Origin of the sequence: Thermococcus sp. M36 (genome assembly GCF_012027355.1) — an archaeon.
Taxonomy (GTDB): Archaea; Methanobacteriota_B; Thermococci; order Thermococcales; family Thermococcaceae; genus Thermococcus.
Genome location: NZ_SNUH01000001.1, coordinates 768334 through 792187, shown reverse-complemented (window position 1 = coordinate 792187; position 23854 = coordinate 768334). Strand labels below are relative to the sequence as shown.

Below are 23854 nucleotides of genomic sequence, written 5' to 3'. Positions count from 1 at the left end.
CATCCCTCATGGGTTATCCCCACAACCGATTTAAGCTTATCCGTCGAGTCTGGAACTGGGGGTGGTTTCATGGACATGATATTCGTTTACACGACCTTTCCAGACTGGGAGAGTGCGGAGAGGGTAGTGAAGGCCCTCCTTGAGAAAAAGCTCATCGCCTGCGCCAACCTCAGGGAGCACAAGGCATTCTATTGGTGGCAGGGGAAGATAGAGGAAGACACGGAAGTCGGCGCCATACTCAAGACGAGCGTTGAGAAGTGGAAAGAACTAAGGGAGGCCATAAAGGAGATGCACCCCTACACCGTTCCCATAATCGCACGCATCGAAGTCGACAAGGTAAACGATGAATATGCGGAGTGGCTTGAGAAGGTGCTGTCATGATAAGAAAGGTCAAGCCTCAGATTCGCGTCGTCGGATTCGACGATGGAACTTTCTCATTTTCTTCTAAACTCAAAGGAGAGAAGACCATTCTAGTGGGAGTCATCATGAAAGGCTCGTCCGAAGTAGTTGGTGTCCTCTCCCGCTGGATAACCGTCGATGGACTAGACGCCACCGACGCGATGATTGAGGCCGTTCTGAGCTCCCGCTTCAAAGACCTGAGGGTTATCCTCCTCAAGGGAATAACCTACGCGGGCTTCAACGTCGTGGATCTGGAGAGGCTCCACGGGGAGACGGGTCTGCCCGTTATTGTGGTGGTCAGGAAGAGGCCGAATCTGGAGGCAATGGAGGCGGCCATCAGAAAGCACTTCCCTGACGCGGAGGAAAGGATAGCCCTTCTGAGGAAGGCACCCAGGATAGAGGAGCTGGTCCCCGGAAGGCTCTACTTCCAGGCTGTGGGGGTCCGGAAGGATACCGCGGCTGAGGTCATCAGGACAACGACTAGGACGGGCCTTACCCCCGAACCCCTCCGTCTGGCCCATATGATGGCCTCCGCTGTCATGACCGGTGAAAGCCGGAGGGAGTAGGTTTATAAGAGGGGTCGAAAAGAAAGAAACGACCGATGATGGCAACAGGGTAGCTACCGAAACTTGATGTGGAAGCCGTTCCAGTCTGAGGTCTAACCGCAGGGCACCAGGAGCACGGGGATTCTTGAGTCCCTCATCACCCTCTCGGCCGTGCTTCCCAGAATCAGGTCTTTCAGAAAGTTCCTTCCTTTCTTGCCGAGCACTATGAGTGTCGCCCTTCTCGCGAGTGCGCTCCCTATAATGGCCTGGCTGGCGGGCCCCGTGAGGACGTCGGTTTCAAACTCCACGTTCATGCCTCTGGCGGATTTCTCCAGGCGTTCCTTCGCGCGTTCGATGTTCTCCTCGAGCTCCTCTATCTTCCCGTAGTCAACCGAGTGTATAAGTATGCCCCTCTCCACGAGCTCCGCGAACTTCCTTACCTCCTTTAGCACCCTGATGGAGCAGCTGGAGAAGTCTAGGGCGACTAGGGGCCTCTTGAAGATGTCTGCACAGTCCACTGGAAGCTCAAACTTCCCGTCTTTTCTGAGGTATTTGAGTATCAAGACGGGCCTCTTCGTTGTCCTGGCTAGGTTGGAGGCTGTGCTCCCGAGGAACATGGTGCGCCATATGTTTTCGCCTGCGCTGGGTATTACGACGAGGTCTATCTGCTCCTCCTCTGCCACCTCGGCTATCTCTATCGATGGGATTCCTATCCTCACGATGGGGTTAACCTCAATGCCCTCTGTCTTCATCTCCTCCGCCAGCTTTTCGAGCTTCTCCTGGTATATCTCCTCGAGCTCGAAGGCCTCGAACTCGGCCAGGGTTATGTCTATAACGTGGACGATGTGGAGCTCCCTGACTCCGAGCGATATGAGCCGGGGGATGCAGTTGTGGAGTGCGTGGAGAGACACATCCGAGAAGTCGGTGGGATACAGAACCCTCTCAAACATGTGATCACCTCAGTATTAACTTGTACTGTGATGCTTATTATAGTTGTCTATGCATTGGAAAGTGTTATAACGCTCAGGTTGAAGTTTGAACGGTGATAGCTATGGTCAAGAGAGTTCACATATTCGACTGGCATAAGGAGCATGCCAAGAAGGTTGAGGAGTTCGCCGGCTGGGAGATGCCCATCTGGTACTCCAGCATAAAGGAGGAGCACCTCGCCGTCAGGAACGGCGTGGCGATCTTCGACGTCTCCCACATGGGGGAGTTCATATTCAGGGGTAAGGACGCCCTTGAGTTCCTCCAGTACGTCACCACCAACGACATAAGCAGACCCCCCGCGATAAGCGGAACCTACACCCTCGTTCTCAACGAGCGCGGAGCGGTAAAGGACGAGACGCTGGTATTCAACATGGGGGACGACACCTACATGATGGTCTGTGACAGTGATGCCTTCGAGAAGCTCGACGCCTGGTTTAACGCCATAAAGAGGGGAATCGAGAAGTTCGGCCAGCTCGACCTCGAAATCGAGAACAAGACCTATGACATGGTCATGTTCTCGATCCAGGGTCCGAGGGCGAGGGATCTGGCGAAAGACCTCTTCGGCATCGACATCAACGAGCTCTGGTGGTTCCAGGCCAAGGAGGTCGAGCTCGACGGAATAAAGATGCTCCTCTCAAGGAGCGGCTACACCGGCGAGAACGGTTTTGAGGTCTACTTCGAGGACGCGAACCCCTACCACCCGGACGAGAGCAAGAGGGGCGAGCCAGAGAAGGCCCTCCACGTCTGGAAGACCATCCTTGAGGCGGGAGAAAAGTACGGCATAAAACCCGCTGGACTCGGGGCCAGGGACACGCTTCGCCTTGAGGCCGGCTATACCCTCTACGGCAACGAGACCAAGGAGCTCCAGCTTCTCAGCACGGACATAGACGAGGTCACCCCGCTCCAGGCCAACCTCGACTTCGCCATCTTCTGGGACAAAGAGTTCATAGGAAAGGACGCCCTCCTCAAGCAGAAAGAGCGCGGCCTCGGCAGGAAGATGGTGCACTTCAAGATGGTGGACAGGGGAATCCCGAGGGAGGGATACAGGGTTCTCGTTAACGGCGAACCCATAGGCGAGGTCACCAGCGGAACCAGCTCGCCGCTCCTCGGAATAGGCATTGGAATAGCCTTCGTCAGGGAGGAGTACGCCAGGCCGGGCGTTGAGATTGAAATCGAGATCAGGGGCAAACCCAAGAAGGCCATAACAGTTGCGCCGCCCTTCTATGACCCGAAGAAGTACGGAGCTTTCAGGGAGGAGTGAGTTTTCCTCTTTTTTACCCCTACTTTTGTCTCCTGACCAAGCCTTATAGGTAATAGGGGTGTTGTCTGGTAACGGGGGCAGAACCAAATTTTATTCGGAGAGTCAAAATCGCTGAATTTATATGTCCCGAGAATGAATTGAACCCATGTCCAAAAAACACGCCGTCGGTGCGGTGTTACTGTGGTCAACGGTTGCCAGCGCTTTCAAGCTCTCGCTGCGCTATTTAACTCCCCTCCAGCTCCTCTTCTACGCATCCCTGACCTCCCTAATCCTCTTCGGGCTCCTCTACGCTCCCAACTTTTCGCCGAGGAGAGAGAACCTCCGCTCCGCCTACCTAGGCCTGATAAACCCCCTCCTATATTACACCGTCCTCTTCTCCGCCTACGACAGGCTTCCCGCCCAGGAGGCCCAAGCTTTGAACTACACGTGGCCTCTAATGCTCGTTCTTCTCTCAATCCCGCTCCTCGGAAAGAGACCCGGGGCAAGAACCGTCATCGGCTTAGCCCTCGGTTTCCTCGGTGCCCTCATTGTGGCCACGAAGGGACAGCTCACAACCTTAAACTTCTCCGACCCAGTAGGAGTCGCCCTCGGCCTCGGTAGCGCGGTTATATGGGCATCCTACTGGCTCCTCAACCTGCGCGATGGGAGAGCCCTCGCTGAAAAGATGTTCTGGAACTTCCTCTTCGGCTTCGCTTACGTCTCGGCTGCACTCTTTCTCTCCGGCGGGTTTGCGGTTCCTCTGAGGGAGGGTCTCGCCGGAGCCGTTTACGTCGGCCTCTTCGAGATGGGGGTCACTTTCCTCCTCTGGTACAGGGCGGTGGAGGGGGACATGGCCTTCGCCTCGAACCTGGCCTACCTCGTGCCCTTCCTGAGCCTGTTCTTCATCTCCCTCGTCGTTGGAGAGAGCATAGCTCCGGCGACTGTCTTGGGGCTGGCGATGATAGTGGGGGGCATATCCCTCGGCAGAGGAGGGCAAAGCTTATAAACTCGGTGTTGGTAGGTTAAGCCGGATGGGGGCGTGGTGTAGCCTGGTCCATCATCGCGGGCTCCAGAGGTATGAGGACTTGCGGGTTTGCTGATTTGGGGATGAGCCTTTGGAGCTCTGACCCGGAGAAACCCGCGGACCGGGGTTCAAATCCCCGCGCCCCCACCATTGAACTTCTCTGTCCCTGCTGTTGCGCTCTTCTGTTCCGTCCTGTGCGCCCCACCGCAACGTTATTAACACATACCTCCAACCTATTCCCATCGCCTTTTCAGGAGGGGTTGTGATGAAGCTCGACGTCATAGGGGTTGGAAACCTCAACTACGACATCATAATGCTCCTTGACAGGTTCCCCGAGTTTCACGAGAAGGTAAGTGCCCAGAAGGCATTCTTCGGTCTTGGGGGGGCCGCAGCCAACACCATAACGTGGCTGGCCCACTTCGGCCTCAGAACGGGCTACATAGGTGCCGTTGGACGGGATGAGATAGGTGAGGCCCACCTGTCTTACTTCAGGAAGATAGGGGTCAACACGGATGGCATACGGGTCGTGGACGCACCGTCGGGCGTGGCCGTGGCGATGATAAGGGGGGAGGACAAAAGGATTGTCAAGTACCCCGGTGCCAACACCATGAAGATGGTTGACTTCGAGTATCTGGCGAGGGCCAGGCATGTCCACCTCTCCTCCAATCCCCCTGAGACGATATCCCAGGTCGTGAACTTTGCTCATGAAAATGGAATCACGGTGTCCCTCGACATCGGGGAGGCCGAGCTTCCACCTGGGGTCGAGGAGAAGGTGGACTACCTCACCATGAACGAGGACGAATACAGAAGAAAGTTCGGCTCCCTGGATCTGGGCCTGTCCAAGGCCAGGAACCTCGTGGTAACACTCAATGGGGGAGGAGCCCTTGTTAGGGACGAGGACGGAAACGTCTTTGAGGTCAGAGGGCTAAGCGCTGAGGTTGTGGACTCGACAGGGGCAGGGGACTCTTTTGATGCGGGGGTAATATACGGGGTTCTTCAGGGTTGGAGCCTCAGGGATGCCGCGAAGCTCGGGATGCTGCTGGCGTACCTTACCGTACAGAAGGTGGGGGCCAGGAGTGCCGTGATACCCCTGGATAGGGTCGTGGAGACCGCCCGCCGCCTTGGCCTTGATCTGCCCTTCGGAGAAGGATGAGCCTCTTCTTTCCCTTCCATGTTTTTGGCTTCCGTTAGCCGTCTTATGCCCCTGGCCGTCCACTCACAACGTTTAAATAACACTACCGAGGTACTTTATCCAGAACATCGGGCCCCTAAGAAACCCTTAAAAATCCGGGCTCTGGAAGGCTTTAGAGGAACCAAAATATCTTAGGCCGGAGGTGGACCTCTTGGAAATCATAATTGACAACTTCAAGCCGAAGATCACTCGTCCGTTCAAGAGGAAGAACGAGTATTGGGTCAAGCTCATCCTGCCCGAGGGAGAGGAGTATATAATGAAGTTCAAGACCCCCCTTGAAGCGGAGGATGCTATATACGGCATGCTGGATGACCTCCAGGTCTACGGCGGGAAGGTGAAGTTAAGGCTTCGCGAGGGCAACGTGATAGAGGATATCGAGGTCTTGGAGCTGTACAAGCCCTCGGCCAAGGAGCTTCTTGACGAGTACTTTACTGACTGACTCCTTTAACGCTCTTTTCTGTTCATTGTGGTTGGAAATCTGACAAAAACCTATATATACTTCAGGCCACATAGTCTATTATTGGACGACTTTGCGGTGTCAAAACCAGCGGCTCAAATATTCTCCTGGGGGTTGTCGTTGTGGCAAGGAGGAAGAACAAGGAGCTCTTTGAACTTGCAATGGATCTTGGCGGTGAAGAGGCCGTTGAGGTAATCAAGGCTCTGGAAAAAAAGAAGGAGTCCACAGATGAGGAACTCGCCGAGATAACCGGAATACGGGTCAACACCGTCAGGAAGGTTCTCTATATGCTTTACGACCAGGGACTGGCAGAATTCAAGCGTATTCGCGACAAGGAAACCGGGTGGTATTACTACTACTGGCGCCTTGAGACCAAGCGCCTCCCTGAGATAATCCGTTCCAAGAAGATGGCCGAGCTGAAGAAGCTCAAGGAAATGCTCGAGGAGGAGACCAGCGAGATGTACTATCACTGCGGCACGCCCGGGCATCCGAAGCTGACCTTTGACGAGTCCATGGAATACGAGTTCCAGTGCCCGATATGCGGGGCCATGCTCATGCAGTACGACAACACTGCCGTTGTTGAGGAGCTTAAAAGGCGCATAGAGGAGCTTGAGATTGAGCTCGGGCTGAAGAAAAAGCCCAGAAAGAAAAAGAAGTGAATGATGCTGTTTGCTGATGAACTTCGGGGATGGTGGGAATGGAAGAGGTAGTTATTCTGGAGAAGGTTTACGGGGACAGGAGTGGCTTTTTGAAGCTCGATAAAAAGCTCAAAGCCCTGCTCGGTGATCTGGAAGTTGAATGGAAGCTCTCAGCTGTGAAAAAGAACTGGGTCAAGGTAAGCCTCAACGGTGAGGACGAGGAAATAAGCACGAACCTCGTCCGTGAGGAGTTCGGGGAGGTCCCCTACAGGCTCAAGGCCGTTGAGGAGGGCAAGACCTACCGGGGGCGCTTTATAGACCTCGGAAAGGTTGGCTACGGCGCCTACGTCGATATTGGGATTTTCACTCCCAAGCCTAAGGATGCCCTTCTCCCCCTCTACTATCTGAAGGAGACCTTTGGCGAAATGCCTGTCAGGCAGATGATAAGGGAGTTCGGCTGGGTAGACAACATTCCCGTTGAGGTCACCGTTACCGACGTCGAGTTTGGTACGAGGGAGGTCGAGCTGGCCTTCAGCGACGCCCAGTTAAAACGCATAAAGACTTGGCTCAGCGACGGCCACGACAAACTCTTCATCGCTGGGACGATAAGCGAGAACGTTGAGAAGGCGCTAATCCGCACCGGCCACGGAAGGGATGTCAAGCGGATTGAGGAGCTCGGCCTCATGGAGACCCTCCTCATACTCAAGAAGGGGACTCAGGCGCCGGGCATAATCAAGGAGATAGGCCCCCACCTTCGGGGGACCGTGATAGGGGCGATCAAGTTCCAGGAGTGAACCCGTAGAGGAGCCTGACGACCAGACCCGCAAGGAGCACGAAGCAGTATGGCAACAGAGATGGCACAAACAGTGACAGGGGCAGGTACACGGCGGTCGCCAGGAGGAAAAATGCTGTCTGGCCCTTTATTTTTACCTCCCTCCTCGTGACCGCGTACCCTGCGGTGGCGAGCGCAAGCCCGCTGTTGAGGAGAAACCGCCTCACCATCACCGGCCCGTTTGGATCCATACCCTGAGGGATATGTGGGGGGAACCCCAGGTAAACGTACATCAGGAAAACTCCAAGGGCCGTTAAGGCGAGGTACGTGTAGTTTCTCAGGTACCTCTTCGGAAAGACCAGCACAAACACCAGTGGAGTGAGGGCTAGATATGGGTTGATGGCCGTGGCCAGCAGGGTAAACGCTGACAGGATCACCGTCTGTGCGAGGGCCTTCCCCTTCTCCGGCGAGAAAGTCACGTTGCTTATTATTGCAACGGCGGCTATGAAGGAAGCCAAGCCAAGGATGCCCCCACTGATGGTTCCTATTTCCTCCCTGAACATAGGGGCGACGAACGTCAGTCCGAAGATTATGAAGCCCATCTCGCGGAATCTCCTTGGAGCTATGCAGAAGGAGCATGATATCACCAGGAGTACCAGGATCCAGTGAATAAAGACGAGATTCTCCTCTATCGGTGGGATGACCCTGAACACGAGCCCCATGATAACGCTCAAAGGAGACTCAGGGGGACCTCCTTTGGTAAAGCTCAGGGCTTGGAGGAACTGGTGCAGAAAGCCCTCAGTCGGGGCCGGTCTCTGGCCCGTGAGGTACCAGAGCACAAAGAGGGACACCGTGAGCAGGTAGAAGCTGCCGGCATGTTTTCCATCCCTTGTGAGGGCTGTGAGAAAAACGGTCACGATGGCCAGAGCCAGCAGGGATGAGAGCAGCACTGATGAAAGGGGAGGGTTCCACAGCTCTCGGAACGCCAGCTCCGTGAGGTATATGTTGTCCTTCGAACCAGTTATGAGCACTGTGTCGTTGAGGATTATCACCGACGGGTGAAAAGACTCCTCCGCCGGCAGTCCTGTCCGGTTCCAGACCTCCGCCATCAACCGGTTGTTTTTGACGTTACCTACGAGGACGAGGACTCCGTCCCCATGCCCCTTTATGGTGTCCAGCTTTTCGTCAATGTAGTATGCCCACCCCCTGGCCCAGCTTTCGTTGCCCCCCACCACCCTGTATGTTGAGTCCGAGGTTAAAAACTCCCGAAACGCGGCTCTGTCGGGGTGATATGTAACCCCGCCCGCAGAGGCTAAGGGGGCCGCGAGAAGTATTATGAGCGCCGCCAGAAAGAGGGCCCTTTTCATGTTCTCCCTCCCAATGGGATAGCCCGATGTGGTTAAAAAGTTAATGTAGCCCGGCCCAGCGCGGCCCCATCGCTTCGGCCCCCAGCCGGTCTGAGCCGCGCTGGCTAGGGATAATACCAAAGGCTTAAAAGCTTCACTCCGATTCGGGGCTCTCCTTCTCCCCTCCCTTCATCTCCTCAAGCCTTTTCACGAGCTTCTCCGCGATCTCCACGAAGGCCTTCGCCGCCACGGTGTCCCCGTAGAGGACTATCGGCATGCCCGCGTCGCTGGCTTCTCTGGCCTTGAGGTCTATCGGAATCTCGCCAAGGAAGTCAACTCCCTCCTTCTCGGCGAGCTTTTTACCACCGCCCTTGCCGAAGAGGTCTATCTCGTTGCCGCAGTGCGGACAGATGAGGTAACTCATGTTTTCAATGACCGCTATGTAGGGGACCTCCATCTTCTTCATCATGTTAACCGCCTTGCCCGTATCGAGGAGGGCGACCTCCTGCGGGGTGGTGACTATTATCGCCGCGTCGAGGTGTATGCTCTGAGTAACCGTGAGTATCTGGTCTCCGGTTCCGGGCGGGAAGTCGATTATCATGAAGTCGAGCTCTCCCCATTTTACGTCTCCCAAAAGCTGCTTTATGGCCTTGGTGACGAGGGAACCCCTCCAGATTATCGGCTGGTTCTCCGGAACCATGAATCCCATGCTCATGACCTTTATCGGTGTCGTCTGCCCAAGGAAGTCGTTCATTGGGGGTATCATCTCGAACCTGCCGTCCTCCAGCCTCTCCGCGAGGACATCTGCCCTGTCAACACCGAGCATCTTAGCGACGTTGGGGCCGTGTATGTCAGCGTCGAGGATTCCCACGAAGTAGCCCTTCTTAGCCAGGGCCGCCGCAAGGTTGACCGCGACGGTGCTCTTCCCGACGCCGCCCTTGCCGCTCAGCACGGCTATCTTGTACTTCCACTTCCTCTGCTTCTCGTTTATTCTCTGGGTAAGGGGATCAGCGCCCAGTCCTCCTATGTTGAGCGTGGGGGCTTTGATCGTCATGTCTAACACCTCCGGTTTAGGTTGGCCTAAGGGCTTAAAAGTTTTGTCCCAAAATTCGACAGTGTTGCCCAGATCTGGGTAATCAAAGCGGGAGCACGACTGGAATGCCCCTGACTTTCCCCACCTCAACGTCCACACCGTAGACTTCCCTGAAGAGCTTCCTATCAAGAACCTCGATCCCACCGTCCGCGACTATCTTCCCACCCTTCATGAAGACTAACCTCTTCGCGAAGCGCATGGCGAGGTTTACCTCGTGCATGACCACGATCACCGTCCCCCCTCCCTTTAAGAACTCCCTCGCTATCCTCATCACCTCGAGCTGGCTCCTTATGTCGAGGTTGTTTGTGGGCTCGTCCATCATCAGAACCTTCGGCTCCTGGGCTAGGGCCCTCGCTATGCTCACCTTCTGGAGCTCACCTCCGCTCAGTTTGTTGGTGGTTTTGAGGGCGAGGCCCTCTATTCCCAGCCTCCTCAGCGCGTTCCTAACTGCCTCTATATCCCTCTTTGAGGGCCTCAGCCCCATGTACGGCCTCCTTCCGAGGAGAACACTGTCAAACACCGTCATGAAGCCGGGTTCGGTCCTTTGGGAGACGTACGCTACCAGCTTTGCTAGTTCGTCCCGGGAGTATTCCTCTATGGGTCTCTCGAACACCTCGACGCCCCGGCAGTTCAGGATTCCGGAGATGCACTTCAGGAGGGTGCTCTTTCCGGCTCCATTAGGCCCGAGGATAGCGACGAACTCTCCCTCCTCGACTTCCAGGTCTATCCCCTTCAGGATATCGGTGCCGTTGTAGGAGAAGCTGAGCCCCCTAGTTCTTACGGCCTTCATCTTCTTCCCTCCATCCTTATTAGGAGGTAAATGAAAGCCGGGGCCCCAAGGAATGAAGTCACGATTCCAACCGGGAGCATAATCGGAGCGAGAACCAGTCTCGCGGCGGCATCTGCGGTAATGAGGAGTAGAGCCCCCGCCAGGGCCGAGAGGGGTACGAGGAAGCGGTAGTCGCCGCCGGCGACGAGCCTTACCGCGTGGGGTGCTATCAGGCCGATGAAGCCTATCACCCCGACGAAGGCGACGCTCACGGCAGTTATGAGGGCGGCGAGGAACGTAGATACCAGGCGGACCCTTTCGACGTCAACGCCGACGCTTTTAGCGACCTCCTCGCCTATGGCTGACGCGTTCAAATCCCACCTTTTTATGACGAAGTAGACGAACACCGGGACGAAAACCAGGAGCATCATGCCGTCCTCCCGCCAGGTGGCCCGTCCGAGGTCGCCGAAGCTCCAGTAGACCATAGCAGCTAATTGGAGTTCGTCCGCGAAGTACTGGACAAGCGTCGTGAGGGCAACGAAGAGGGAGCTCATGGCCACTCCTGCCAGGATTATGGCTTCGGGAGAGAGCTCCTTGAGCCTCGCCAGGAGCAGGATTATTCCTACCGCAACCATGGCACCCATGAAAGCGAATAAAACTACTGCGTAGGGGTTGTCGAGCGATATCCTTCCCGAGCTCTCGGTGTAGCCCGCGCCGAGGATTATGGCTAAGGAGGCGCCGAACATCGCCCCGTGGGAGACACCCATCGTGAAGGGCGTCGCCAGAGGGTTCCTCAGGAAGCCCTGCATGACTGCACCGGCCACCGCTAGGGCAGCCCCCACGAGGAGTCCGGCCACTATGCGTGGCAGGCGGATCTTCCAGACAACGAGAATGGCGCTCTCGCTCCCCCTGCCGATAAGAGCGTCCACCACTTCCCGAATGGAGAGGTAATAAGAACCATGGGAGAGGGAGTACAGGCTAACAAGAAGGATTGCGAGGAATAAAAAGAGGCCGATAAAGAGCTTTCTTGCTATGTACCCCTCGTAGTCCATAACCATCACGGCGATGTCGGCAGTGAGTACTTAACCGTTCCGTTTTCAAGGTCTACCCTTCCAAACCCGCCGAACTGGTCGGTCATGTCCATGTAAACGGGCTTTCCGAGGAGGAAATTGTATATCTCGTCGGCCTTCTTTGCCGGGTCAACGTCCTTGAAGCGCTCTGGGTAGAGTACTTTGCCGATGTAGTAGGCGTCCGCTAAAGCGGTTCCCACGTTGGTGGTGTAGAAGTTGTAGGGCAGTATGCCGTAGACGTTGCCGTTCTTCACGGCCTTCAGCGAGTTATAAAAGTCCGGGTTCTTCCTGTAGTCATCGAGAACCAGCTTCAGCCCACCCTCGTCGATGAAGATGTAGTCCGGCTGCCACTCAAGGAGCTTCTCCTTATCTATGGAGTGGTGGCCCGAGCCGAGCTCGTCGGCGACGTTATCTGCGTGGACTGCAACGAAAGGCGAGTACTTGCCCTCAGTGCTCTCGATGCCGTGGGCGCCCTTGTAGCCGATTCCACCGACGTAGACCTTCTTGGGCTCAACGCCCTCGGTGCGCTTTGAGAGGTCATCCTGAATTGATTTTATGAAGTTTATTACCTCCTGCGCTCTCTTTTCCTTTCCGAGTATTCTCCCCGCGAGTTCGAGGGACCTGAAGAGCTCTTCGTCCTCGAAGGTGGCCAGCTGGCCATAGCTGAGAACCACTACGGGGATGCCTGTTTTCTCCTGTATTTCATCGGCGGTCTTTGCATCGACGTAGGTCAGGAATATCACGTCCGGCTTGAGGTTTATCAGGGCCTCGAAGTCCGGCAGCTTGCCCGGCCCGCCGGGGCCTATGCTCGGCAAGTCTTTGAGCTCGGGGTGGGCTATGATGTAGGGTCTCCCAAAGTTGTAGCGCTTCTCGAAGTCCTCAACGCCCACAACCATGTCGCTCGCGTTGAGATAGACCACGAGCCTCAGCGCTCCGGGGCCCGCTGCGACAACTTTGGTTACCTCTGTGGGCACTTCTACGGTTCTTCCAATGGCGTCGGTCACCGTTACGGTTCCTTTCTCAGTTCCAGAGTTGCTGGTGCTCCCGATGCAGCCGCTGACTGCCACAACCAGAAAGACTAGAAAAATAGCTAGCAGCTTTCTCATTTCAACCCCTCCCTCCGAGTTTGACTATTCCACGACCAATGACTCCGAGGTACCTCTCGCCTGCACAGCGGAGGCAGAAGGGCTTTCCGTCCACGTGAACGGCCCTGGTCGACATGACGAGCTCACCGCACTCTGAGCAGCGGACGCTCTCGAATATGGGGGCCTGCTCTATCGGCGGGACCTTAACGCGCTCGATCTTGAACTCCTCCGTTGGAATGTGGAGCATCCTGTGAGCGGCCTCCTCCCAGAGCTCCCAGAGCCTGGCCCTCTCCTCCGAAGTTCCCTTCCTCTCCCTGACAACTTTGTTGAAGAGCTCCGTCGCTCCGGGCGGGTAGTACTTCGCCAGCCTTTCCGCGTCGGCGTAGACCCTAACACCCTCCCACGTTGAGCGCTTTACGAGCGTGAGAGCGGTCTTTCCGAGGTCGAGGTAGACCAGCGAGTTGTTCCCGAGTGTGCAGCCCGTTGCGACCTGAACTCCGTCCGTGAAGCAGCTGTTTATCTCCACTATTGCCAGAACCGACTCGTCCACGCTGCCGGAATAATCAAGCCTTCCAACGCCGAGCTTGTCCATCGCCACCAGTGATGCCCTTATTCCGAGTGCGAGGTAGGGGCAGACGTGCCCGTGAAACTCCCTCGCGTACTTTAGGATGCCCTCTACATCCCTCTCATCGACTAATCTGTTGAGCGTGAGCATGGTATCACCGATTTCGGATAAAGTAACACGATTTTTAACAGTTTTTTAAAATTGGTGTTATGAACAAAAGGTTGAAAACCGGGAAAGTATTACGCGGGTTTAAATCAGGAAGCTTTAGAAAAGCCTTGAAATGAAAAAGGGGAGGAAATCACTCCTCCGGCTTCGGGAGTGTGACCTCGACGCCGAGGACCTTCCACATGGCCTTGATCTGCTCGCGGAGCTGGTCAATTGCCTCTGGCTGCTTGAAGAGGTGCTTGAACCTGCCCTGGAGCTTGAGGTACTCCTCGATGGGCTTCTTGAACTCGATGGCCACGACTCTTCCTCCCTCGCGCTTGACCTTTGCGCCTCCGCCCGGTGCCTGTATCTTGATGTTGTGGAAGTCGCCGTTCTCAATCTCGAAGAGCGGCCAGACACCGGTCTCAATGGCTAGCCTGGTGATCTCAATGCTCTTCTCAGGCGGGGCGCGCCAGCCCGGAACACAGGTACACTGGACCTGAACGAAAGCCGGGCCATCGATCTTTGCCGCCTTCTTCATCTTCCTGATGTAGTCGTAGGGGTTGGCGACGCTGGCGGTGGCAACGTAGGGTATCTGGTGTGCTGCCGCGATGAGGGCGACCCACTTCTTGGGCTTGTCCTCACCGATGGAGAGCTTGCCCGGCGGGCTGGTGGTGGTCCAGGCGCCGTAGGGTGTGGAGCTTGACCTCTGGATTCCGGTGTTCATGTAGGCCTCGTTGTCGTACATGAGGTATACGACGTTGTGCCAGCGCTCGAGCATGCCGCTCAAAGCCTGCATACCGATGTCGGCTGTTCCACCGTCACCGCCTATTGCCAGTATCTTGCCCTTCCTGCCCACCTTCTTCCAGGCGGCCTCAACACCGCTGGCAACGGCAGCCGCGTTCTCAAAGGCCACGTGAACCCACGGGGCCTTCCAGGCGGTGTACGGGAAGACAGCGCTGACGACCTCCATACATCCGGTGGCCTGGGCTATTGCAAAGGCATTCGGGTCTCCGTACTTCTCCTCCATGGCCTCGCTAAACGCTTTGGTGGCGAGCCTCAGGGCGGCGGCACAGCCGCAGCCGGCACAGGCGGCGTGTCCTGGGGCCCAGTACTCGCGAGTAGTGATCGGGGGCTTCCTAACGGCCATCTTCCTCACCTCACAGTATCTCCTTCCTCAGTCCTATCCAGTTGACTTCATCAAACTCCTCTCCAGCGAGGGCCTTCTGGGCTATGCCGAGGGCCTCGTCGAGGTCCTTGAAGGTGACGTCCCTTCCACCGAGGCCGAGGATGAAGTCAACTATGACGGGCTTCTCCTTCTCGTTGATAAGTGCCCTGCTGAAGTCCTGGAAGAGGGCACCGCCGACGCTGAAGGTGACGTTCTTCTCAAGCAGAGCGAGAACCTTGGCCTTCTTCGCCAGCTCCCTGACCTCTTCAGTCGGGAACGGCCTGTAGACGGTGAGCTTGGCGACTCCAACCTTGACGCCCTTCTCGCGGAGCATGTCAACGTACTCCTTGACGGTTCCGGCGAGTGAGCCCATGGTGACGAAGATTATCTCGGCGTCGTCGGTCTTGTACTCCTCAATCTTCTGGTACCTTCTACCAAAGCGCTTCTCGAACTCAGCAAAGGCCTCGTCAATGACCTTCTTTGCTGCCTCATTGGCCTCCCAGACGGTGTATCTCGCCTCCATGTAGTGGGCCGGGAAGGCGAGGGTACCCTGGGTTATCGGCTTGCTCGGGTCGAGGTAGGCGTGCTTTGGCACATACTCGCCGAGGAACTCGTCGACGAGCTCCTGGTCGGGTATCTCGACCGGTTCGACCGTGTGGGTGAGGATGAACGCGTCAAAGCCGACCATGGCCGGGAGGAGAACGCGCTCGTCCTCGGCGACCTTGAAGGCTATCAGGATGAGGTCGAGAGCCTCCTGGTTGTTCTCAGCGTAGAACTGGAGCCACCCGGTGTCGCGCTCGCTGATGGTGTCCTGCCAGTCGTTCCAGATGTTGATCGGAGCTGAGAGAGCGCGGTTTCCGACGGCGATGACTATCGGGAGGCGCATTCCGGCGGCGATGAAGAGTATCTCGTGCATGAGGGCGAGACCCTGCGAGGCGGTCGCAGTGAAGGTTCTGACTCCAGCGGCTGAGGCACCGACACAGGCTGAAATCGCTGAGTGCTCGCTCTCGACCTTGATGAACTCTGCGTCAAGCTCTCCATCCGCGACAAACTCGCTGATCTTCTCAGGAACCAGTGTGGACGGCGTAATTGGGAACGCGGCTATAACCTTTGGCTTGGCCAGCTTAGCCGCCCAGGCAGCCGCTTCGTTGGCCTTCATAACCTTTCTAATCGGCATCTTCCACCACCTCACTTGACTTCCCTAACCATTGTTATGGCATCAACAGGGCACTCGTTCGCACAAATTCCACAGCCCTTACAGTAGTCGTAGTCAAAGACCGGGTAGTTCTCCTCGTCGAGGTATATGGCCGGCTCCGGGCAGTAGATGTAGCAGAGATAGCACCTAACGCACTTGTCCCTGTTGAACTCCGGCATGAAGACACGCCAGGAACCGGTCTTGTTGACGACGCTGCTTCCGGGTATGGTCGCTATTGCCCCAACCGTCATCTTTTCGCTATACTCCTTCTGAACCCTCTCAATCTCGGCCTTAAACGGACTCTCGGCCATGTTTATCACCTCGGGTGAATTATCAGATGGGAACTTAAATCTTGGGGTAAAGAGGGAAAGCTCAGCCGAAGACCTCGGCGAGCTTCTTGAGCTTCTCCCACTCGCGGTTGACCCACTCCTGGAGCCTCTCAATGTCCTCCTTGGTCATGTACTTGAACCTGCCCTGGTACTTGAGGAACTCCTCGATGGGCTTCGGCTCCTTCTTCGTTGACGGCATGTTGATCTTGTACTTTCCGTTCTCGTACTCAAAGAGCGGGAAGTAGGCAGTCTGGACCGCGAGCCTTGCAAGCTCGATGCTCTTGTCTGTGGGTGAGCGCCAGCCTGTCGGGCACGGGGCGAAGAGCTGTATGAAGCTCGGCCCCGGAATCTTCTGGGCCTTCTTGAGCTTCCTTATGAAGTCCTCCGGGTATGCTATGCTGGCGGTTGCCGCGTAGGGCACCTCGTGGGCGATGACGATGTCAATGACCTTCTTCTTGTTCCTCTTTTCCAAGAAGTGCATCTTTCCGCCTGGGGTGTTGGTGGTCCAGGCTCCGTATGGGGTTGAACTTGACCTCTGGATTCCGGTGTTCATGTAAGCCTCGTTGTCGTACATTATGTAGACCGCGTCGTGGCCCCTCTCAAGGAAGCCCGAAAGGGCCTGGAGGCCTATATCCGCTGTACCGCCGTCGCCGGCCCAGCCGACGACCATTATTCCGTCCTCGCCCTTGACCTTGTACCCCTTGGCCTTCAAAGCCGCCTCGATGCCGCCTATGACCGCTCCGGTCGTCTCGAAGGCGGTGTGGAAGAGGTTGGCGTCGAGGGCGCTGTAGGGCCACGGGCCGGCTATGATGGTTGAACAGCACGCCGGGATAGCGAATATGGTCTTCTTTCCGTAAGCTTTAAGAACGTAACGGAGTCCCAGGGAAGCACCACAGCCCTGGCAGGCCGTGTGCCCTGCGTAAAAGTGCTCGTCGGCCGGAATGCTCAGCCTCTTCCTAACGTTCTCGGGGATCTCCATCTTTCTCACCTCTTAAGGTGGTACCAGTCCACCTCTACATCCAGCTCGCCCTTCTCGATTATGGCCTTCATGTTCTCAGCTATCTTCCTGACGTCGCTGACGGTGAAGTCCCTTCCTCCGAGGCCGACGATGTAGTTCTTCATGAGCGGCTTCGCCTTGGTGTTGTAGAGCGCTCCCTTGGCCTCGGTGAAGAGTATGCCTTCCATACCGAAGGAGTAGTTCCTGTCGAGAACGGCTATGCCTTCAACGTTCTTGGCGAGCTCGTAGAGCTCCTCCTTCGGGAAGGGCCTGAACCAGCGAACCTTGGCTGCTCCGACCTTGTAGCCCTCCTCGCGGAGTACATCAACGGCCTGCTTGACGGTTCCCATGAGGGAGCCCATTCCCATGAAGACGAAGTCCGCGTCCTCAGTCCTGTAGAGCTCTATCATCTGGCTGTAGTCTCTTCCAAACTTCTCGCCGAACTCCTTGCCGACGTCCCTGATGACTTCCTTGGCCTTCTCCATGGCCTTCTGTATCTTGTAGCGGAACTCGTAGTAGTCGGCGGGCGTTCCGAGGGCGCCGACCGCTATCGGGTTGTCGAAGTCGGTCAGCGTGTAGAGGGGCTTCCTCGGCGGGAGGAACTCGTCAACGAGCTCCTGGGGGATCATCTCGACGACGTCGTAGGTGTGGCTCAGGATGAACGCGCTCTCAACGACCATGGCCGGCAGGTTGACGGTCTCCGCCACCTTGAACGCCATAAGGACGCCGTCGTAGACCTCCTGGTTGTTCTCGGCGTAGAACTGCATCCATCCAGTGTCCCTCTGGGCAAGGCTGTCGGTCTGGTCGTCCCAGACGCTCCACGGTGGGGCCATGGCACGGTTCACATCAACCATGACAACCGGAAGCCTCGCCCCGCTGGCCCAGTGGAGCATCTCGTGCATCAGAGCCAGACCCTGGGCGGAGGTGGCTGTGAAGACCCTGGCTCCAGCGGCGCTCGCCCCTATACATGCCGCCATGGCAGAGTGTTCGCTCTCAACTGGAACGTACTCAAGGTTCTCCACTTCGCCGTTGGCCAGGAACTCGGCTATCTTCTCGATGATGCTCGTCTGGGGGGTGATGGGGTAAGCGGCCACAACCTCAACGCGGGCGTGCTTGACGGCGTAAGCGGCCGCGTAGTTGCCGCTCACAACCTTTCTAATGGGCTTGTACTCCATGGCCAACACCTCACTTCTCCTCTTTCTCCATGGTTATCGCCTTGGTCGGGCACTCGTTGGCGCAGATTCCGCAGCCCTTACAGTAGTCGTAGTCAATCCCCACATAACCGTCCTCACGGATGTATATGGCCGGCTCTGGGCAGAACTTCCAGCAGATGTAGCACTTGACGCACTTGCTGTCATCAACGACGGGTATGAACGTCCTCCAGTCTCCCGTGAAGTTGGTGAGGGTTGTGCCCAGGCTTATCGGGGCCTCCGGATACTCGTCCACGGACGTGAGGACGATTTTGACGGCCCCTTCTTTCCTTTCACCAAACAACGTGTTCACGCTTTTCACCCCTTCAAGGATTATAAGGAAAGAGAATCAGAGTTCGTAGAGGACGGTCTTGTTGAAGGCTTCTGCTGCGGCCTTGGCGTTCTTCTCGCCAAGGGCTCCTGAGAAGACGTCCTGGATGGCCTTCTGGACGTGCTCAAGGGTAACGACGCCGGTAGCCTTGGCGACGGCACCGAGGATCGCGGTGTTGGTGATGGGCAGGCCGAGGACTTCAAGTGCGATGGTGGTTGCGTCAACGAGCGCCAGCTTGGCCGGCTTCTTCTTGAGCTTCTTAAGGACTTCCTCCTTGCCCTTCTCGGTGTTGACTATGACGATTCCGCCCTCCTTTAGGCCTGCGGTGACATCAACCGTGTCGAGAAGGCTCGGGTCGAGAACGACGACGATGTCTGGCTCGTAGATCTGGGTCTTTATCCTGATTGGCTTCTCGTCGATCCTGGTGAAGGCCGTAACCGGCGCTCCACGCCTCTCAACACCAAAGAACGGGAACGCCTGGACGTACTTGCCCTCAAGGAAGGCAGCTGAGGCTAGTATGTTGGCGGCAGTAACTGCACCCTGTCCACCCCTACCGTGAAAACGAATCTCGATCATCTTCTCTGCCTCCTTAAATTTGTCAAAACTTATTCATCCATTGCATTTATTTAAGTTTCGGTATTGGCTTAAGCTCCCTTCGTCAGCTGTCTTTGGGTAGGCGTGAACTTTGTCAGTCGTCAATGGCATGATTGGGGCATCGTTTCCCGAAAAAGGTTCGTCCGCTAAATTTTTAAGCCCATAAACTACATGCCGGTATATAGACTATATAGGTGATGCTCATGGATGGCATTGCCCTTGCAGCGATAGCAGTGGCCTTCTACATCGCCTGGAACATAGGTTCCAATGATTCCGCCAACGCTATGGGCACCGCGGTTGGTGCGGGCATACTCAGCTTCCGCCAGGCAACGCTGACGATAGCCATCTTTGTTCTCATGGGGGCGTACCTCAAGGGCTACAAGGTCATGAAGACCGTGGGCAAGGGCATAGTTCCGGAGGGATACCTCACAATGGAGATGGCGGTGATAGCGCTTTTGGCAGCCGGCGTCTGGGTCACGATAGCGACCGTAAAGGGGCTCCCTGTCTCGACAACTCAGGCTATAGTTGGGGGTGTCATCGGAGTGGGCCTGGCCACCCACGCACCCGTCAACTGGTACACCCTCGGGAAGATAGCCGCAGCGTGGGTCGTTTCACCGGTTCTCTCTGGGATACTTGCGATGTTCCTTTACAGGTTCTACTCATGGGTTGTCTCTAAAATCAAGAGCATGTCAACAATCGAGGCCCTCTATAAGGCCCTGGCCATACTGGGCGGCTCCTACATGGCCTTCAACTTCGGAACCAATGAGGTGGCGAACGCCTCCGGGCCAATAGTGGGAGCAGGCTTCATGGAGCCCAAGACGGCCGGAATAGTGGTGGCCCTCAGCCTAGCGGTGGGGGCTCTGACCTTCAGCTACGCGGTCATGCACACCGTCGGCAAGAGGATAACCGCCCTCGGCCCAATTTCGGCCTTCGCGGCCCAGTTCGGCTCCGCCATAGCGGTGAGCCTGGCGAACTTCTTCGGACTGCCGGTCAGCTCGAGCCAGTCTATAGTGGGCGGCGTCGTTGGGGTGGGCCTCCTAGCGGGCGAGGGCATCGAGAAGTCCGTGATAATGGACATAATCTTCGGATGGGTCGCCACACCGCTGACGGCGATATTCATCTCACTGGCCATCTTCAAGGCCTTCTCTCTGGTGGGGCTAGTTTAACCTCTTTATTCCGACGCCCAGCCTCGTCAGCTCCTTTATCATTCCGGTCTGAATGTAGGCCTCTATCCTCGTTTCCTCCCCGTACTCCACATTCAGAACCTCACCGATGGCGTTTATCAGCGCTATCGCCTGGGGGACCTTCTCTGGCTCCCCCACTGTTATCTCGAAGGCCCCGTACTTGGGCAGGGTCAGTATGACATCTTCAATGGCCTCGTACAGTTCCTCCAGTTCTCCAAGCTTGGCTGATATCGAAACGACGCGGGAAACGTTTATCTCCCTCTCCTCGGCTAGCTCCCTTATTCTGTCGGCCTTGTCCCTGACGTCTTCAACGGCTGTTAGGTCCCTCTTGTTGAGCACCACTATCATTGGCTTATCGAGTGTTTTAAGCTCCCTTAGGACGTTAATGGACGCCAAAAACTTCCTCCTTATCTCGCCCCACGGTTCGCTTACGTCCAGAACGAGGAGTATTATGTCCGCCTTCACTATCTCCTCCAGCGTCGAGTGGAAGGCCTCTACTATGAAGGGAGGAAGTCCGTCTATAAACCCGACGGTATCGGTAACGAGAACCCTCTTCCCGCCGAGTTTAAAGCGCCGGGTGGTCGTATCTAGGGTCGTGAACATCTGGTCCTTGGCCTCGATCTCCTCCCTTGCGAGCGCGTTCAGGAGCGTGGACTTGCCCGCGTTGGTGTAGCCCGCGAGGGCTATGAGTATGAAGCCGACCTCTTCGCGCCTTTTCCTCTTGACCTCCCTGTCTGCCTTGACCCTTTCGAGCTCCTTCCTTATGCGGCCCATCCTGTAGCGGATGTGCTTGAGGTACTGCTGGGTCTGGTACTCACCCATTCCCTTGAAGCCTGCCCTGTCGCCGAGCTTTATCCTCCGTATGGCCTCCTTCACGAGGGGAACCTCGTACTGGAGTGAAGCGAGCTCCACCTGGAGCTTGGCTTCCTTTGAGTGGGCCCTCTTTTCGAATATCTCAAGGACGAGCTGCCACCTGTCTATGACCTCAACCCTGAGTTCCTTCCAGAGGTTGTAGGCCTGGCTGGGCGTGAGCCTGTTGGCGAAGACCACCCTGTCCGGCCTCAGCTCATCAACGAGTTCCTTCAGCTCCTCCAGTTTCCCCTTCCCGATGTTGTACTTCGGGTGCTCCTCCCGGTTCTGTTCGAGTATCGCCACTATCTCGTAGCCAGCACTCCGGAGGAGCTCTTCAAACTCCTCCCGGCTTATTCTCTCCCGCCGGGACTTCCTTACTACGCCGATTGCCCTCATCGTCAGCGCCTACTCCCCTTCCTTTATATTCTTTTGGTATGGTTTCCAACCTGAAGTTTGGGATACGCCTTTAAACTGAAAATGCAAGTAATATGTGGTGGTTCCCGTGAATTCCGACGAGGTTAACGTCAAACTTAGGGAGATAGAGGAGCTCCTCGACACCCTGGGGAAGCAGCACCCCAAGGAGATGGCCGCGTTTTCCCGGTTCCTCAGAGAGGTCGTTGATAACAAGGCCCTTACCACCCGTGAGAAGGAGCTCATAGCGGTCGCCCTTGGCATAGCACAGGGCTGTGAGTGGTGCATAACCCTGCACACCCAGAAGGCCCTTGAGGCGGGGGCAAAGAGGGAGGAGCTGATAGAAGCGGGCCTGGTTGCCGTTCTTATGGCAGGAGGACCTGCCCTTATGCACCTGATACCGCTCATGAAGGCCATTGAGGCCTTTGAAAGGGGAGAAAAGGGATGACTTTTTTACCTTTTGATTGATCATTCCGTTAGCCGGAGTATCGCCTCAGCGAGGTCGCCCTCGGCCTCTTCCAGGGCCTTTTTTGCTGTCTCGTAGTCCACCCCAGCCTGCTCCATGACGAGCCTGATGTCCTCCTCGGATATGCTGATTATTGGCCTTACCTCCTCGCTCCCTGGAACGATCTGGTAGCTCTTCTCTCCCTGGGCGGTTATGACGGTTATAACGGGGTCTTTGATGACTACCTCCTTGTTCGCGAACCTTATCACCACCTCGGTGACGCCTTCTAACTCCTCCATTTTGATGCCCATTTGGCGCATGAGCTTCTTCATCTGCCTCGGGTTCATTCCCATCATGTTCGTCCACCTGCGTAGAATTTGGTGGAGGATTTTAAAAAGGTGTGGGATCTCCCAGGGCTTTCAGGCCTGCCGCTGGTCACGCTGCCCCTATAGCCTCCCTCACCAGCTTCTCGGCTTTTTCCATCAGCCCCCTCGCCTTCTCCTCCGTGTGGGCTTCCAGCGTTATCCTCATTATCGGCTCGGTTCCGCTCGGGCGGAAGAGAACCCACCACTCGTCGTTCTCGATTCTAACGCCGTCTATGTCGATGAGCCTCCTGTAGTCGAAAGTCTTGAGGGCTTCCCTGGCGATTATCTCCATCGCCTTTGCCTTCTTCTCGTTGGGGCAGGGTATCTTGGCCCTCAGCGTAACGTAGCGCGGGACATCCCTGGCCAGTTCACTTAGGGGGCCGAGCCTGTCAATCATCTCCAGGACGAGAGCCCCAGCAAAGATTCCATCCGGAGTGAGGTTCCACTGGGGCATTATCCACGTCCCGCTCGGCTCACCGCCAAAGACGCCGCCGTGCTTTGCAAGTTCGTCCGCAACGGCAACGTCTCCAACACGCGTCCTCACGACTTCTCCGCCGAGGGGTCTAACGTAGTCGTCCAAAGCGAAACCGGCATCGACGGTGGTGATTATCTTCCCCTTCCCGAACTTGCGGAGGGTGTAGCCGGCTATAAGGCTCAGCATGACCTCGTACTCGATGAAGTTGCCCTCATCGTCCACAACTCCAATCCTGTCGGCGTCGCCGTCGTGCGCTATGCCGACGTCGGCATCCATCACCCTCACGGTTTTGGCGAGCATGGCTAGGCTCTTCGCGTTCGGCTCAAGCTCCCTGACAAAGAAGCCGCTCGGGTGGGAGTTGAGCGAGATAACCTTATTTCCGAGCTCGCGCTGGAGGTATGGGCTTAGAATCGAGCCAGCACCGTTTCCAGAATCGAGAACGACCGTGTACGAATCCTCAAGGCGGACCATATCAAGGGCGGCTTTTATGTACTCCCCCCGCGGGTTAGCGGTTCTGAGGTTACCAATCTCGTTCCAGGGGGCCTTCTTGAAGTTCCCGGATTCGAGGATTCCCTCAAGCTCGTTCTCCATCTCGGGGGTGTAGGCCATTCCGTTGGCCTGCCAGACCTTTATGCCGTTGTACTCGGGCGGGTTGTGGCTTGCCGTGATAGTGACGCCGGCATCGGCACCGTAAAGCTTGATGGCGAAGCCGGTCAGGGGCGTGGGCGCGAGGCCGATGTCTATGACGTCTATCCCAGTGGATAGAAGCCCGCTTATTAAAGCTCTCTTAAGCATCTCGCCGCTCGTCCTGGTGTCCTTCCCAACTACCACCGTTCCACCGCCAAGGTAGGTTCCCAGTGCCCTGCCGACCTTTAGGGCAAGCTCGGGAGTTAGCTTCTCGTTGACGACCTCCCTGATGCCGCTGGTTCCGAAGTACTTCCCCATGATGACCACCCGTGAGAATTATGATTTGTGATGAGAACGGGAGAAAT

Annotated in this window: 27 protein-coding genes and 1 tRNA gene; 11 read left to right on the top strand and 17 right to left on the bottom strand. The window is 56.4% G+C overall.

Translation table 11 applies throughout. From position 1 onward, the window contains the following. The first annotated feature begins 69 nt into the window (after nucleotides 1-69). Together cutA and E3E36_RS04525 are read left to right on the top strand one after the other, a co-directional pair. Nucleotides 70-381, top strand: coding sequence for a divalent-cation tolerance protein CutA (gene cutA / locus E3E36_RS04530; RefSeq protein WP_167894134.1), 312 nt, complete (start codon nucleotides 70-72; stop codon nucleotides 379-381). Continuing rightward, on the top strand, nucleotides 378-965 hold the full coding sequence (locus E3E36_RS04525; RefSeq protein ID WP_167894133.1) for a DUF99 family protein: 588 nt from the start codon (nucleotides 378-380) through the stop codon (nucleotides 963-965). Before cutA ends, E3E36_RS04525 begins: the two co-directional genes overlap by 4 nt. Nucleotides 966-1057: 92 nt before the next feature. Here E3E36_RS04525 and E3E36_RS04520 read toward each other — a convergent pair whose 3' ends face one another. After that, entirely contained in the window at nucleotides 1058-1894 is an 837-nt protein-coding gene (locus tag E3E36_RS04520; protein ID WP_167894132.1) for a universal stress protein, read from the bottom strand. A gap of 101 nt (nucleotides 1895-1995) precedes the next feature. Between E3E36_RS04520 and gcvT the strand changes: the two genes are divergently transcribed. From gcvT to E3E36_RS04485, 7 genes are all read left to right on the top strand, one after another. After that, the gene (gene gcvT / locus E3E36_RS04515) at nucleotides 1996-3192 is read left to right on the top strand and encodes a glycine cleavage system aminomethyltransferase GcvT (RefSeq protein WP_167894781.1); all 1197 of its coding nucleotides are present in this window, start codon (nucleotides 1996-1998) and stop codon (nucleotides 3190-3192) included. Nucleotides 3193-3337: 145 nt separating this feature from the next. After that, nucleotides 3338-4177, top strand: coding sequence for a DMT family transporter (locus E3E36_RS04510; protein WP_167894131.1), 840 nt, complete (start codon nucleotides 3338-3340; stop codon nucleotides 4175-4177). A 27-nt stretch (nucleotides 4178-4204) separates the two neighbouring features. Then, a tRNA-Trp gene (locus tag E3E36_RS04505) sits at nucleotides 4205-4345 on the top strand. Nucleotides 4346-4460: 115 nt separating this feature from the next. After that, nucleotides 4461-5348, top strand: a complete 888-nt coding sequence (locus E3E36_RS04500) for an ADP-dependent ribose-1-phosphate kinase (protein ID WP_167894130.1) — start codon at nucleotides 4461-4463, stop codon at nucleotides 5346-5348. Nucleotides 5349-5538: 190 nt separating this feature from the next. After that, nucleotides 5539-5826, top strand: a complete 288-nt coding sequence (locus tag E3E36_RS04495) for a hypothetical protein (RefSeq protein ID WP_167894129.1) — start codon at nucleotides 5539-5541, stop codon at nucleotides 5824-5826. Nucleotides 5827-5966: 140 nt separating this feature from the next. Beyond that, entirely contained in the window at nucleotides 5967-6503 is a 537-nt protein-coding gene (gene tfe, locus E3E36_RS04490; RefSeq protein WP_167894128.1) for a transcription factor E, read from the top strand. Between the two features lie 38 nt (nucleotides 6504-6541). After that, a complete protein-coding gene (locus E3E36_RS04485; protein ID WP_167894780.1) occupies nucleotides 6542-7276 on the top strand; it encodes a DUF2110 family protein in 735 nt (244 codons plus the stop codon). Here the strand turns inward: E3E36_RS04485 and E3E36_RS04480 are convergent. The 13 genes from E3E36_RS04480 to E3E36_RS04420 all read right to left on the bottom strand — a co-directional run bounded on the left by E3E36_RS04480 (nucleotide 7260) and on the right by E3E36_RS04420 (nucleotide 19112). Further along, entirely contained in the window at nucleotides 7260-8621 is a 1362-nt protein-coding gene (locus E3E36_RS04480) for a hypothetical protein (RefSeq protein ID WP_167894127.1), read from the bottom strand. The genes E3E36_RS04485 and E3E36_RS04480 overlap by 17 nt on opposite strands. 133 nt (nucleotides 8622-8754) lie before the next feature. Next, a complete protein-coding gene (locus tag E3E36_RS04475) occupies nucleotides 8755-9654 on the bottom strand; it encodes an Mrp/NBP35 family ATP-binding protein (RefSeq protein WP_167894779.1) in 900 nt (299 codons plus the stop codon). Between the two features lie 82 nt (nucleotides 9655-9736). After that, the gene (locus tag E3E36_RS04470; protein WP_167894126.1) at nucleotides 9737-10483 is read right to left on the bottom strand and encodes an ABC transporter ATP-binding protein; all 747 of its coding nucleotides are present in this window, start codon (nucleotides 10481-10483) and stop codon (nucleotides 9737-9739) included. Beyond that, nucleotides 10480-11514, bottom strand: coding sequence for an iron ABC transporter permease (locus tag E3E36_RS04465; RefSeq protein ID WP_167894778.1), 1035 nt, complete (start codon nucleotides 11512-11514; stop codon nucleotides 10480-10482). Before E3E36_RS04465 ends, E3E36_RS04470 begins: the two co-directional genes overlap by 4 nt. 5 nt (nucleotides 11515-11519) lie before the next feature. After that, on the bottom strand, nucleotides 11520-12638 hold the full coding sequence (locus tag E3E36_RS04460) for an iron ABC transporter substrate-binding protein (RefSeq protein ID WP_167894125.1): 1119 nt from the start codon (nucleotides 12636-12638) through the stop codon (nucleotides 11520-11522). A 1-nt stretch (nucleotide 12639) separates the two neighbouring features. Further along, nucleotides 12640-13332: an FmdE family protein gene (locus E3E36_RS04455; protein ID WP_167894124.1), complete on the bottom strand. Its 693-nt coding sequence runs from the start codon at nucleotides 13330-13332 to the stop codon at nucleotides 12640-12642. Between the two features lie 148 nt (nucleotides 13333-13480). Then, on the bottom strand, nucleotides 13481-14476 hold the full coding sequence (gene porB / locus E3E36_RS04450; RefSeq protein WP_167894123.1) for a pyruvate synthase subunit PorB: 996 nt from the start codon (nucleotides 14474-14476) through the stop codon (nucleotides 13481-13483). Nucleotides 14477-14486: 10 nt separating this feature from the next. Continuing rightward, entirely contained in the window at nucleotides 14487-15671 is a 1185-nt protein-coding gene (gene porA / locus E3E36_RS04445) for a pyruvate synthase subunit PorA (RefSeq protein WP_167894122.1), read from the bottom strand. Nucleotides 15672-15682: 11 nt separating this feature from the next. Beyond that, on the bottom strand, nucleotides 15683-16000 hold the full coding sequence (gene porD, locus E3E36_RS04440; RefSeq protein ID WP_167894121.1) for a pyruvate synthase subunit PorD: 318 nt from the start codon (nucleotides 15998-16000) through the stop codon (nucleotides 15683-15685). Between the two features lie 61 nt (nucleotides 16001-16061). Continuing rightward, nucleotides 16062-16997 (bottom strand): 3-methyl-2-oxobutanoate dehydrogenase subunit beta, encoded by a 936-nt coding sequence (locus E3E36_RS04435; protein ID WP_167894120.1) that lies wholly within the window; start codon nucleotides 16995-16997, stop codon nucleotides 16062-16064. A 5-nt stretch (nucleotides 16998-17002) separates the two neighbouring features. Beyond that, a complete protein-coding gene (gene porA / locus E3E36_RS04430) occupies nucleotides 17003-18190 on the bottom strand; it encodes a pyruvate ferredoxin oxidoreductase (RefSeq protein ID WP_167894119.1) in 1188 nt (395 codons plus the stop codon). Nucleotides 18191-18200: 10 nt separating this feature from the next. Next, entirely contained in the window at nucleotides 18201-18518 is a 318-nt protein-coding gene (locus tag E3E36_RS04425) for a 3-methyl-2-oxobutanoate dehydrogenase subunit delta (RefSeq protein WP_167894118.1), read from the bottom strand. 36 nt (nucleotides 18519-18554) lie between these two features. After that, a complete protein-coding gene (locus tag E3E36_RS04420) occupies nucleotides 18555-19112 on the bottom strand; it encodes a pyruvate/ketoisovalerate ferredoxin oxidoreductase subunit gamma (protein WP_167894117.1) in 558 nt (185 codons plus the stop codon). 221 nt (nucleotides 19113-19333) lie between these two features. Here E3E36_RS04420 and E3E36_RS04415 point away from each other — a divergent pair, with 221 nt between their 5' ends. Continuing rightward, entirely contained in the window at nucleotides 19334-20296 is a 963-nt protein-coding gene (locus E3E36_RS04415; protein WP_167894777.1) for an inorganic phosphate transporter, read from the top strand. Here the strand turns inward: E3E36_RS04415 and hflX are convergent. Then, nucleotides 20288-21562: a GTPase HflX gene (hflX, locus tag E3E36_RS04410; protein ID WP_167894116.1), complete on the bottom strand. Its 1275-nt coding sequence runs from the start codon at nucleotides 21560-21562 to the stop codon at nucleotides 20288-20290. The two genes, E3E36_RS04415 and hflX, sit on opposite strands and share 9 nt — an antisense overlap. 97 nt (nucleotides 21563-21659) lie before the next feature. Here hflX and E3E36_RS04405 point away from each other — a divergent pair, with 97 nt between their 5' ends. Then, nucleotides 21660-22025 carry a carboxymuconolactone decarboxylase family protein gene (locus E3E36_RS04405; protein ID WP_342764377.1) on the top strand — a complete coding sequence of 122 codons (366 nt, stop codon included), beginning with the start codon at nucleotides 21660-21662 and terminating at the stop codon, nucleotides 22023-22025. 20 nt (nucleotides 22026-22045) lie between these two features. Here the strand turns inward: E3E36_RS04405 and E3E36_RS04400 are convergent, their stop codons facing one another. Together E3E36_RS04400 and glmM are read right to left on the bottom strand one after the other, a co-directional pair. Further along, nucleotides 22046-22378 (bottom strand): nascent polypeptide-associated complex protein, encoded by a 333-nt coding sequence (locus tag E3E36_RS04400; RefSeq protein WP_167894115.1) that lies wholly within the window; start codon nucleotides 22376-22378, stop codon nucleotides 22046-22048. Nucleotides 22379-22457: 79 nt separating this feature from the next. Then, complete coding sequence (gene glmM / locus E3E36_RS04395; protein ID WP_167894114.1) at nucleotides 22458-23807, bottom strand: phosphoglucosamine mutase; 1350 nt, start codon at nucleotides 23805-23807, stop codon at nucleotides 22458-22460. Nucleotides 23808-23854 lie beyond the last annotated feature (47 nt).